At 63.0% G+C, this 12,147-nt stretch carries 11 protein-coding genes; 8 read left to right on the forward strand and 3 right to left on the reverse strand.

The features are described 5' to 3' along the window. From cydB to RN346_RS09280, 3 genes are all read right to left on the reverse strand, one after another. Nucleotides 1–1,002: a cytochrome d ubiquinol oxidase subunit II gene (gene cydB, locus RN346_RS09270; RefSeq protein ID WP_263587082.1), complete on the reverse strand. Its 1,002-nt coding sequence runs from the start codon at nucleotides 1,000–1,002 to the stop codon at nucleotides 1–3. A 2-nt stretch (nucleotides 1,003–1,004) separates the two neighbouring features. Then, entirely contained in the window at nucleotides 1,005–2,420 is a 1,416-nt protein-coding gene (locus tag RN346_RS09275; protein WP_311957982.1) for a cytochrome ubiquinol oxidase subunit I, read from the reverse strand. A gap of 203 nt (nucleotides 2,421–2,623) precedes the next feature. Next, a complete protein-coding gene (locus RN346_RS09280; protein WP_311960959.1) occupies nucleotides 2,624–3,598 on the reverse strand; it encodes a calcium/sodium antiporter in 975 nt (324 codons plus the stop codon). Between the two features lie 216 nt (nucleotides 3,599–3,814). Here RN346_RS09280 and RN346_RS09285 point away from each other — a divergent pair, with 216 nt between their 5' ends. From RN346_RS09285 to RN346_RS09320, 8 genes are all read left to right on the forward strand, one after another. Further along, nucleotides 3,815–5,164: a paraquat-inducible protein A gene (locus tag RN346_RS09285; RefSeq protein ID WP_263587079.1), complete on the forward strand. Its 1,350-nt coding sequence runs from the start codon at nucleotides 3,815–3,817 to the stop codon at nucleotides 5,162–5,164. Beyond that, nucleotides 5,157–6,839: an intermembrane transport protein PqiB gene (gene pqiB / locus RN346_RS09290; protein ID WP_263587078.1), complete on the forward strand. Its 1,683-nt coding sequence runs from the start codon at nucleotides 5,157–5,159 to the stop codon at nucleotides 6,837–6,839. Before RN346_RS09285 ends, pqiB begins: the two co-directional genes overlap by 8 nt. A 12-nt stretch (nucleotides 6,840–6,851) precedes the next feature. Then, a complete protein-coding gene (locus tag RN346_RS09295) occupies nucleotides 6,852–7,439 on the forward strand; it encodes an ABC-type transport auxiliary lipoprotein family protein (RefSeq protein ID WP_311960960.1) in 588 nt (195 codons plus the stop codon). Nucleotides 7,440–7,660: 221 nt separating this feature from the next. Then, nucleotides 7,661–8,944, forward strand: coding sequence for a DEAD/DEAH box helicase (locus RN346_RS09300; protein WP_263587076.1), 1,284 nt, complete (start codon nucleotides 7,661–7,663; stop codon nucleotides 8,942–8,944). An 80-nt stretch (nucleotides 8,945–9,024) separates the two neighbouring features. Beyond that, on the forward strand, nucleotides 9,025–9,528 hold the full coding sequence (locus RN346_RS09305) for a hypothetical protein (RefSeq protein WP_311962704.1): 504 nt from the start codon (nucleotides 9,025–9,027) through the stop codon (nucleotides 9,526–9,528). Nucleotides 9,529–9,530: 2 nt separating this feature from the next. Continuing rightward, complete coding sequence (locus tag RN346_RS09310) at nucleotides 9,531–10,739, forward strand: MFS transporter (RefSeq protein ID WP_263587075.1); 1,209 nt, start codon at nucleotides 9,531–9,533, stop codon at nucleotides 10,737–10,739. Further along, nucleotides 10,736–11,812 (forward strand): asparaginase, encoded by a 1,077-nt coding sequence (locus tag RN346_RS09315; protein ID WP_311960961.1) that lies wholly within the window; start codon nucleotides 10,736–10,738, stop codon nucleotides 11,810–11,812. The genes RN346_RS09310 and RN346_RS09315 overlap by 4 nt, the downstream gene beginning before the upstream one ends. 83 nt (nucleotides 11,813–11,895) lie before the next feature. Next, nucleotides 11,896–12,135, forward strand: coding sequence for a DUF2789 domain-containing protein (locus tag RN346_RS09320; RefSeq protein WP_263587073.1), 240 nt, complete (start codon nucleotides 11,896–11,898; stop codon nucleotides 12,133–12,135). The last annotated feature ends 12 nt before the right edge of the window (nucleotides 12,136–12,147 follow it).

Genomic DNA, 12,147 nt, shown 5'->3' on the forward strand with positions numbered 1-12,147 from the left:
TTAGTGGTACCCCTCACCAACGCGAACCTTGCCGCGGAACACCCAATAGGTCCAGGCGGTATAGGTCAGCACGACTGGAATGACGAAGAGCACGCCAATCAGCAAGAAAAGCTGTGATTCCGGCGCCGAGGCGGCGTCCCACAGCGTGTAGTTCGGCGGTACGATCACCGGCCACTTGCTGAAAATCAGGCCAAGATAGGTAAACACATAGATCCCTACGGTGGCCACGAACGGAACGCCTTCGCGCTTGTGCTGGACGCTTCGAAAAACGATAAACGCGCACAGCAGCGCCAGCGTCGGGAAGATCCAGATAAAGCGCAGCTGGCCGAACCAGCGCTCCCACACCAGCCCGTCGATGAACGGTGTCCAGAGGCTGATGATCGCGAATACGATCAGTACGCCCGCCAGCAGCATCGGCGTGATCCGGTAGGCCCACGCCTGGATATAGCCTTCGGATTTCATGATCAGCCAGGTCGCACCCAAAAGCGCATAGCCTGCCATCAGCCCAAGCCCGGTAAGAACGGAGAACGGGGTCAGCCAATCGAATGCGCCGCCGGTGTAGACGAAGTCCTCGACAGGGAAGCCCTGAATATAGGCGCCGACCACCGCGCCCTGAGCGAACGCCGCGACCGCCGAGCCCCAGCAGAACGCACGGTTCCACCAGCGGCGGTTGCGCCGTGACTTGAAGCGAAATTCAAAAGCGATACCGCGGAAGATCAGCCCCGCCAGCAGCAGGAACACGCCGATGTAGAGCGCGGGCAGAAAGACCGAGTAGACCAGCGGAAAGGCGCCTAAAAGCCCCGCGCCGCCCAGCACCAGCCAAGTTTCGTTGCCATCCCACACCGGGGCGACGGAGTTCATCATGACGTCCCGGGCATCCTCGTCCGGGGCGAAGGGAAAGAGAATGCCTATCCCCAGGTCGAAGCCGTCCATCAACACATACATGATGACGCCAAACCCGATGATCACAGCCCATATGATAGAGAGATCGAACATTTCCATGATTAGCTCCTGACCGGCTCAACGTCGTCGTCAAAGGGGGTATGCGCGGCGGAAAGTGGGCGCTTGGGACGGTCGGCGTCCGGGTCGACCTCTGCCCGGGCGTCGTGGGGCAGCATGCCGTTGCGCACCACGCGGGTGAGATAATAGATGCCGGCGTAGAACACCACGGCGTAAACCAGCACGTAACCGGTGAGCGAGAACAGCGCCATGCCGCCGGTCAAGGAAGGTGTCAGGCCCTCGGCGTGGGTCATCATGCCGTATACAAGCCAAGGGGCGCGGCCGGATTCAGTGACAATCCAGCCGGCCAGCACCGCCAGAAACGGCGTGGCGATCATGCCGACCAGCACTTTCAAATACAGCGTGTTCTCATAGACTCGGGCCCGGCGGCGCAGAAGCAGCCCGGCGAAGGCAACGGCGATCATGACAAGGCCAAGGCCCACCATCACGCGAAACGACCAGAACACCAGCGCGACCGGCGGCTGCTCTTCGGGCGGGGCTTCGCTGATGCCGGGAATCTCGCCGTCGAGGGTGTGGGTCAAGATGATGCTGGCAAGGTTGGGAATGCCCACTTCGAAGTGGTTCTCCTGGGCCTGCTGATCCGGGATCGCGAACAGCAACAGCGGTACGTTGCCGCTGGTTTCCCAGTGCCCTTCCATCGCCGCCACTTTGGTCGGCTGATGCTCGAGCGTATTGAGGCCGTGGTAATCACCGATCACCGCCTGAGCCGGCGTGAGCACCATCAAAAGCCACAAACACATGGAAAGCGCCCGGCGATTGGCCGCCACGTCGCGGCCGCGCAGCAAGAACCAGGCACTCACGCCAGCCACCACGAACCCGCCGGTGATGAACGAGGCCACCGCCATGTGGGCGAAGCGGTACGGGAAGGAGGGGTTGAAGATCGCCGCGCTCCAGGACGTCACGTGGAAGCGGTTATCGATCAGCTCCACGCCAGCCGGTGTGTGCATCCAGCTATTGGCAGCGAGAATCCAGAACGCGGAAATGAAGGTACCCACCGCAACCATGGTGGCCGCGAACAGGTGGACGCCCTCCGGCACCTTACCGCGACCAAAGAGCAGAATGCCGAGAAAGGCCGCTTCGAGAAAGAAGGCGGTCACGACTTCGTAGCTCAGCACCGGGCCGATAAAGTTGGACGCCGCCAGCGAGAAGTTGCTCCAGTTGGTGCCAAACTGGAAGGACATGACGATGCCCGACACCACGCCCATGGCGAACACCACGGCGAAGACTCTTGTCCAGAACAGCGCCAACCGATCCCAGGCCGGATTCTGAGTCTTGAAAAAGAGTCCGTGAAGCAGCGCGATGTAGGACGCAAGCCCTATGGTGAAGACGGGGAAGATCGTGTGAAAACAGACGACGAAGGCGAACTGTATTCGCGACAACATCAAGGGGTCGAGTTCCATGACACTCTCCTGAAACCGGGGAAAAGTAAGGCGCGCCCATGGGTAACAAAAGCCTGGTCGTGTCAGGAAGGTATTGACCGTTGCAAAGGCCAGGCTAATTTTTACTCACGCTTTCATCTTACTGCGTCAACGCCCGGGTTACACGGGCTGCTCGGTGCCAATGATGTGTCGCAATGACGCACATCAATTTATCGTGATATTGCTCAGCTCATGACCACCACGCTGATCATGTACGCGGTGTAGCCAACGAAGGCTGCGAACAGCACGCCGCCTTCCAACCGGTTGATTCGCCGCGGCCGTCCGCGCCAGGAAAACGCGAACAGTACCATCAAAAGCGTCATGCAGGTCATCACACTCCAGTCGCGCACCAGCACCTCGCGCCCGGCCTCTATCGGTGTGATCACACCGGCAAGTCCCACCACCGCCAGGCTATTGAAAAGATTCGAGCCGACGACATTGCCCAGCACCATATCGTGTTCGCCTCGGCGCAGCGCGCTGATCGACGAGGCGAGCTCGGGAAGCGAGGTGCCCACCGCCACCACGGTCAAGCCGATGATCAGGTCGCTGACACCGAAGGCCTGGGCGATCTCGACCGCGCCCCACACCAGCATCCGCGAGCTGACGATCAAAAGCACTAGCCCGATCAGCGTCCAGGCGACCGACTTGCCTTTGGACATGGGCTGGGCATCGAGGTTTTGGGTCACCTCTTCGACCAGCGGGTCCTGCTGCTGAGTGCGCGAATGCCAGATGCTGTAGCCGATGAACAGCGTAAGCGCTACCAGCAGCACTACCGCCTCGAGCCGCGATACCCAGCCGTCGAACAGCATGTAGCCGGTCAGCGCCATAACGATGACCAGAAGCGGCATTTCCTTGCGAATCACGCTCGAGTGCACGGCAAGCGGGGCCAGCAGCGCAATGAAACCCAGCACCAGGCCGATATTGGCAATGTTGGAGCCGTAGGCGTTACCGACGGCAAGGCCCGGGTTGCCCTGAAGCGCCGCCAGTACCGAGACCATCATTTCCGGGGCCGAGGTGCCGAAGCCGATGACCAGCATCCCGATCAACAACGGCGAAAGCCCGAGCCAGCGCGAGGTCGCCGCGGCCCCCTCGATGAATTTTTCCGCGCTCCAGATGAGCAGTACCAGACCAATCACGACCGCCAAAGCAGCGAGCAGCATACGAAGTCCTTCGTCAGGGATATAAAAGAGGCAAAAGCGCCCGCATCGTTATTCAGCCAGTGTCGCGGGTCAAGTGTGCATCGACCGTTTAGGCTATTTTGTTTATGAGGCGGTCGGCGACGTTTGACAGCCCTGACCGCTCAACGTATTAATCGAACCCAAAGCATTGTCGAGACGAGCGAATTGCGCTACTACCAGTTCAAGAAACGCCCTACCGTGGCACTTTCACCGCCGCTAGTCGATACGTTGCCGCCAGAGACGCGGCTAACACGCCGGCGCCTGCGCGCCTGTCATGAATGTGACTGGGTCAGCGCTCTGCCGCCGCTGGGCTCTGGTGAAAAGGCGTCCTGCCCGCGCTGCTTGCACACCCTGGTCAAGCGTAACCGCTACCCGGCCCAGCGCAGCATGGCACTAGCGATCGCGGCGTTCGTGGCGCTGCTGGTGGCGGTGTCGTTCCCCTTCGTTAGCTTCAACGTCAGCGGCGTGAGTAACCGCATCGAGCTGACCCAGACCGCCACCACGCTGATCAACTTTCACCAGCCGTTGGTGGCCATCGCGGTCATCATGACCATCGCCGTGCTGCCGGCGCTCTACCTGTTTGGCGTCATGTGGTTGCAGTACGGGCTGCTGCGCGGCCGCCACATGCCCTATAGCCGTGATATCGCCCGCTCGCTCGCCCACTTTCTTCCCTGGATGATGGCGGATGTCTTCATCATCGGCGCGCTGGTGAGCCTGATCAAGGTCGCCGGGCTCGCCCAGATTCATCTGGGCATCTCCTTCTGGGCCTTTTGTATCTTCGCCATACTTTTGCTCAAGACCAGCCAGTCGCTGGACGCCGACTGGATGTGGTTTTCACTGGAAGGCGAGCCGCTGGCCCCGGAAGGCACGCTGACCGGCACCACCGCCGCCGGCCAGGGCGTGACGGGTTGCCCAACCTGCGGGCTGATCAACCGGCTGCCGGCAAAGGGCAAGGTGCGCTGCCAGCGCTGCCACGAGACGCTGCACCGGCGCGTACCGCACAGTTTACAGCGCACCTGGGCGCTGCTCTTCGCCGCCACGGTCATGTATATTCCGGCCAACGTTTATCCTATCATGACCACCACCAGCCTAGGCTCGAGCTCGCCATCGACCATCATCGGCGGCGTGGTGCAACTCATTCAGATGGGTTCCTGGCCGGTCGCGGCAGTCATTTTCATTGCCAGCGTCATCGTCCCGGTGGGTAAGCTCTTCGCCCTGGCCTGGCTTTGCCTGATCGCCAGGCGAAGCGACGAGCTCAGGGCGCAAAGCCGTACTCGGCTCTACCGATTGACCGAGTTCATCGGCCGCTGGTCGATGGTCGACGTCTTCGTGGTCGCCATTCTGGTGGCGCTGATTCGCGCGGGCTCGCTGATGTCGATCACCCCGGGCCCCGCCGCGCTTGCCTTTGGCGCAGTGGTCGTGCTAACCATGCTCGCCGCGATGGCTTTCGACCCGCGCCTTCTGTGGGACACCCCACCCCCGCGCCCAACCAGGCACAGGCTCAACACCCGGTTTAAAATAGCGACCAAGGAATCAGTGGATGGCTGAGGATTCACCGCAACTCGACACCCCCCCACCCGAAGAGAACGAGCAGCATCGGGCCAAATCGTCTCGTCAGACACGCCTGTCGCCCATTTGGATCGTGCCGATCGTCGCGCTGGTGATCGGGTTGTGGCTGGTCTACGACAACTACACCAGCCGAGGAACGCTGATTACGCTGACCAGCAACAATGCCGAGGGCATCGAGGCCGGCAGCACTCTGATTCGAAGCCGCAACGTGGAGATCGGCATCGTGCAGAGCGTGCGGCTTTCCGACGACCTTTCCCACGCGGTGATGAGCGCGCGTATTCAGCCCGAGGCCGAGGCGATGCTGCGTGAGGATAGCCGCTTTTGGGTGGTCAAGCCGCGTATCGGCCGTGAAGGCATCAGCGGGCTCGGCACGGTGCTTTCCGGCGCCTACATCCAGCTTCAGCCCGGGCGCTCCGAGGAGCCCCGGCGCGAGTTCGAGCTAAGCGACGTGCCGCCGGTGGCGGTGGCAGGCCAAGCGGGGCTACAGATTAGCCTGGTCAGCCAGCTCGGCAACTCGCTGCGCGTGGGTGACCCGGTATCCTACCAGGGCTATACCGTGGGCCGTGTCGAGGACAACCGCTTCGATGCAGAATCACGCACCATGCAGCATCAGATCTTCATCGAGGAGCCCTACGCCCAGCTCGTCACCGACAGCACGCGCTTCTGGAGCGCCAGCGGTATCGATTTTCGCCTCGACGCCGACGGCGTGCGGGTCAACGTCGAATCCCTCGAAGCGCTGTTGGGCGGCGGCGTCACCTTCGGCGTGCCGGAGGAGCTGCCGATGGGGCGGCCGGTGGCCAACAACGCCCGCTTTACGCTTTACGCCGACGAGGACGACGCGCGCGAAGGCACCTTCAACCGCTATCTTGAGTACGTGCTGCTGGTGGACGACACCGTGCGCGGGCTTTCGCGCGGCGCGCCGGTGGAGTTTCGCGGCGTGCGCATGGGCACCGTGGCCGCGGTGCCCTGGAACTTCACTGCACCACAGCCCAACTCTCGGGCACAGTTCGCCATTCCGGTGCTGATCCGCATCGAACCCCAACGCCTGGGCATCGAAAGCGAAGATATCGACCTCGAAGAATGGGAGGCGCGCTTTGATCGCATGTTCGATCTGGGCCTTCGCGCCTCGCTCAAAAACGGCAATTTGCTGACCGGTGCGCTGTTCGTCGACCTCAACTTCCAGCGCGACCTGGCCGGGCAGCACGTCAACGAGACCTTCTCCGAGCGCACTATCTTCCCCACCGTCGCTGGCGGCTTCGCCCAGATTCAGGCCCAGGTCACGAGCCTTCTGGACAAGCTCAACGCGCTCGAGGTGGAGCCACTACTGGCCGGGCTCGATCGCAACCTGCAGGCCTCTGAAAGCGTGCTCAACGAGGTGCGCGAGGTGAGCTCATCGCTCAACGCCATTTTGAGCGACCCGGACACCCAGGCACTGGGTGGCAACGTCAACGCTACGCTCGAGGAGCTGCGCACGACGATCGAAGGGCTTTCGCCTTCGTCGCCGGCCTATCAGGATCTGACGTCGGCCATCGAGCGCCTCGATCGTTTGATGCGCGATCTTCAGCCGCTGACGCGCACGCTCAACGACAATCCGCGGGCGCTGCTTTTCGACAACCTGGATGCGGAAGACCCGATTCCGCGCGCCCCGCGATAAGAGGATGACGCCATGCGCAACCCAACGCTGACATTCGCCGCCATCATGGGGCTTGGCCTGTTTCTCGGCGGCTGCGCCTCGAGCGTGACGCCGCCGGCGCGCTATATGCTGCCCGCCACGCCTATCGCCACGCCTGCTACCCCAACGGAGCGCACGCTGCAGGTACGCGCGCCCAAGCTTTCGCACTACCTGGACGTCGACGGCATCGTCATGCAGCTCGACGACATCACCCTCAACGCAGCGCGCGAACACCAGTGGGCGGAAGAGCTTGGCCGCCAGCTCGAGCGCGGGCTTCGCGCGCGCCTCTCCCAGGAGCTTCCACTGGTGCAGGTGGTGGGTGCCCAGGGCCGTCAAAACGATGCGCTGACGCTTTCGCTCGAAGTGGATCAGTTTCAGGGGCGCTATGATGGCAACGCCGTTGCCAGCGGCCAGTGGCAGCTTCGCGGCGCCGGCAACGAGCTTTTGGCGCTGGAAAGCTTCAACGCCGAAACCGAGCTTCGAGAGGATGGCTACCCGGCACTGGTGCGCGCGCTTGGTCAGAGCCTGGATCAGGTTGCCCGTGATATCGCCAGGGAAATTCGCACCGGCGGTTACTTCTAATCCCCCGCTCGCAACGCCCTTCTCGCGCTCGGCATTTTGTGCCGGGCGCGAGGTCTTTATGCGGCGCTTAAAAAGCGTCGATCTCAAATGCCCCTCGCAGCCAGGCGCGCTATCTGGCAAACTTCGCTGCCGCGCGGGGCGACCCCGCGCGTTTTTATTCATTACGAACCTGGCCCAGCAAGCGCGCACGAGCGCCTTCGCTGTGCGATGGCGGAGAACGCATGAGCTTTACCGAACTTGGTCTGCAGGACGACTTACTACGCGCCATTAGCACCCAGGGCTATACCCAGCCAACGCCCATCCAGCAAAAAGCCATCCCGCTGGTGCTGGCCGGGCGCGATTTGCTGGCCAGCGCCCAGACCGGCACGGGTAAGACCGCCGGGTTCACGCTGCCGCTGTTACAGCTTTTGAACAACGGCAAGCGCCCGGGCAAGCGCCAGGTGCGCGCGCTGGTGCTGACGCCGACGCGTGAGCTGGCCGCTCAGGTCGGTGAAAGCGTGACCGATTACGGCAAGTACCTGTCGCTCACGTCGCACATCATTTTCGGCGGCGTGGGCCAGAACCCGCAGGTCCAGGCGCTCAAGAACGGCCTCGACGTGCTGATCGCCACGCCCGGGCGGCTGATGGATCTGCAGCAGCAGGGCCACGTCGACCTCTCAAAAGTCGAAATCCTGGTGCTCGACGAAGCCGACCGCATGCTCGACATGGGCTTTATCCACGACATCAAGCGCATTTTGAAGCTGTTGCCGAACAAGCGGCAAAACCTGCTCTTCTCCGCCACCTTCTCCAACGAGATCCAGACGCTGGCCACACAGCTTCTGGATAACCCGGCGCTAGTCGAAGTCGCCCCGCGCAACACCACGGCCGAGAAGATCGAGCAGAGCGTGTACCGCGTCGATCGGGAGAAAAAGCGCGAGCTTCTGGCGCACCTGATTAGCCAGCACGGCTGGTTCCAGGTGCTGGTGTTCACCCGTACCAAACACGGCGCCAACCGCCTGGCCGAGCAGCTCTCCAAGCAGGAGATTCCGGCCATGGCGATCCATGGCAACAAGAGCCAGGGCGCACGCACCCGGGCGCTGGGCGCGTTCAAAAGCGGCGATTTGCAGGTACTGGTCGCCACGGATATCGCCGCCCGCGGGCTCGACATCGACGAGCTGCCCTTCGTGGTCAATTTCGATTTGCCCAACGTCGCCGAGGATTACGTCCACCGTATCGGGCGCACCGGACGCGCCGGCAGCAACGGCGAGGCGGTGTCGCTCGTTTGCGTTGACGAGCACGCGCTGCTGGCCGGCATCGAGAAATTGATCAAACAAACACTGCCGAAAAAGATTGAGCCTGGCTTCGAGCCAGACCCCAACGCCAAGCCCCAGCCGATCGAAAACGGTCGCCGCGGTCAGCGTCAACCCGGCGGCGGGCGCGGTCAAGGCCAACGCTCGGGCCAGGGCCAGAACCAGCGCCAGGGCGAAAAATCGGACAAGGCGCCACGCCGGCGCGCTCGTCGCTAGCGCGTTGTCGGTGAATATGCGAAAGTCGTGCGTTTTCGGGCGCGCGCCTTTCGCGTCCAGCAGAACCTGTTCAGGGAGTGATTATGGCGTCTCAACGTATCAATGATTATCGGCAGTGGCTGGTCTTTCAACGCCAGGAGCAGCTGAGCCGCGAGCATCAGGGGATTACGCAGCGTCTTGAAGATGCCAGGGTAACGCCCAACCAGGTGATCCAGGCCTACCGCAGCATGGCGGACAAGGCGGCCACCGAAGGCGCCTGCTACCGCACGCTGTTTCTGCGTGAAAGCGATGAAACTTCGGCGCTGGTGTGCGAAGGGTGGCTGTTCATTCGTCGCGTACTCAGTGAAGGCAACACCACGCGCGTGCGCGCCACGCTTTTGGAAACCTTCACCCTCGACGACGGAATTCTTTCGCCTGGCGACAAGCCCGCGCGCAAGGTCACGCTCGAGATTTTCGAAAAGCTCGATATCAACAAGGGCATGCGCACCGACGTTCGCGTGGACTGCCTGGAAAAGCCCGAAGATTATCACTTCATCACCCTGATGGATGTCGCTCGGGGCGACCTGCGACGCCACCTTAAGTAGTCATGGCTTCGAAGCGAGCGCTATCGTTTATCGCCCTGATGTTCGTGGTGGGGCTGAACCTGCGCCCGGCGCTTTCATCGGTGGCGCCGCTTCTCAACCGCTTGCAGGAAAACGCCGGGCTTAGCCCGGCGGCGGCGGGCCTTTTGACCACCCTGCCGGTACTCTCACTGGGCCTCGCTGCACCTCTAGCCCCGCTGCTCTCGCGCCGACTGGGCGCCGAGCGGGCGCTCAGCGCGGCTCTTGCGCTTTTGACCGCGGCACTGCTTTTGCGCCCCGTGCCGCTTGATGGGGCGCTGTTCGTCGCTACCGCCCTGGCGGGCGCTTCCATCGGCATTGCGGGCACATTGCTGCCGGGGCTCGTCAAACGTGAGCTGCCCCAAAGCGCGGACCTTTTGACCGGGCTTTACACCATGGCGCTCTGCCTTGGCGGCGCGCTGGGGGCCGGGCTCTCCGTTCCTTTGGCGAACGCGCTGGGCGGCTGGCCCTTGAGCCTGGCAAGCTGGGGGCTGCTCGCGCTTGCCTCGCTGGTGCTGTGGGTCTCGTTTGCGCCCAAACCGACCGCGAGCGTTCAAACAGCCACCGCCAGCGCGTCGCTGTCGGCGCTTTTGCGCCAGCCCCTGACTTGGCAGATCATGCTCTACATGGGGCTTCAATCCTCCATGGCCTATATCGTCTTTGGCTGGCTGCCGTCGCTTTTGATCTACCGAGGCTACGGGGAGAGCGAGGCGGGATTTCTCATGGCGGTCTCGATCGTGTGTCAGCTCGGCTCGGCGCTCGGCGCCCCCTGGCTTGCACGCCTTGGCCGTGACCAGCGCCCGGCGCTTTTTGCCATGCTCGCCGCGACCGCGCTGGGACTGTTCCTTTTGATGATCGCCCCGCTTGGCTGGCGCTGGCTGGGCGCACTGTCACTCGGCGTGGGCCAGGGCGGCTGTTTCAGCTTGGCACTCGGGCTTTTGGTGCTGCGCACCGCTAACGCGGGGCTTGCCGGAAAACTCTCCGGGCTCGTTCAGGGCGGAGGCTATACCATCGCCGCGGCCGGCCCGTTTGGGGTGGGTCTTTTGCTGGAAGTCGGCGCGCGTATCGAGCACATTGCTTGGCTCTTGTTGGCGCTGATCGGGGTCTGCGTCGTTTTCGCCCATCTGGCCGGTCGCAACCGCCAGCTCGACGACGCCAGCGGCAGGCTTCACGTTACTCGACAGGACATTGCATGAACAAGGCTCCCAGGCTTCTCGACGACGCCCGCCGCGGCGAGCGCGTGCTCGTAATCTACACCGGCGGTACGATCGGCATGCACGCCAGTGCCTCTGGCCTGGCGCCCGGTAGCGGCTTCGATACGCGCCTTGCACGCGCGCTGGAAACGCTCTCGATCGATGAGCAGAGCAGGCTTCCGGCGTTCGACGTCGAAAGTCTCGAGCCGCTGATCGACTCCAGCGCGGCCACCCCGCTCACCTGGCAGCGCATCGGCGCGCTGATCGCCGAGCGCTTTGTCGACTATCGGGGGTTCGTGGTTCTTCACGGCACCGATACGCTGAGCTTCACCGCCTCGAGCCTTGCCTACCAGCTCCAGGGACTCGACCGGCCGGTGATCGTGACTGGCGCCATGCAGCCGCTGGAAGCACCCAACAGCGACGCCCTCGCTAACATCCATGGCGCGCTGCGCTACGCCGCAAGCCCCACGCTCAAGGAGGTGGGGGTCTACTTCGCTGGAAAGCTTCTGCGCGGCGCACGAAGCGTCAAACAGCACAGCGAAGCCCCCCACGCGTTTGAAAGCCCCAACTACCCGCTTTTGGGCGAGCGCGTAGGCGAGGATGTCATCGAGTACCCAAGCCGAGGGCTTGGCGCGAGCCAGCGCGGCGCGCCCCGTTTCGAGCTTGCAAGCTACGCGCCGCTTGCCCAGGGCGAAGTGGCCCGCATTGGGCTCTGGCCCGGCATCAGCGCTTGGCAGCTGGAAGCGCTTTTGGGAGATGCGCGCGTGAAAGGCGCGCTGCTCCAGCTTTGGGGAGCGGGCAATCTGCCCGGCGATCCGGCGCTTCTAGCCGTGCTGGCCAGGGCCTGCGGCGAGGGCAAACTGCTCGCCGCGGTGAGCACCTGCCCTCAGGGGAGCGTTCGTTTCAGCACCTACGCCGCGGGCGCGGGGCTTTTCGATGCCGGCGTGCTATCAGGGGCGGACATGACGCCAGAGGCCGCCCTCACCAAACTCGTTCATCTGTTGGCGCAACCGATCGGTGAAGCGGACCGCCGCCAGCGCTTTTTGACGCCGCTGGTAGGCGAGCGCCAGGGCTAAGCTGGCGCCGTGCGATATTCGAACTATTTTTTTAAGGCAAGGCTCAGCCTTGTCGATGACAACCCAAGGAAAGGAAGAAAATGATGGATCAACCCGTACACGAATTCAGCGATCTCTTCGAGCAGCTGGGGCTTGCCTCGGACAAGGCCTCCATCGAAGCGTTCATCGAGAAACAGGGGCCGCTTCCGGCGTCCACGCCGATTGCCGAAGCAAGCTGCTGGAACGACGCTCAGGCGGCGTTTTTGCGCGAAGCGATTGCCGACGATGCGGACTGGGCCGAGGTCGTGGGCCATCTTGACGCCGCCATGCACCAGCCGCACTGACATTCCCCCCTT

Source organism: Halomonas sp. PAMB 3232 (genome assembly GCF_031954225.1).
Lineage (GTDB): Bacteria > Pseudomonadota > Gammaproteobacteria > Pseudomonadales > Halomonadaceae > Vreelandella.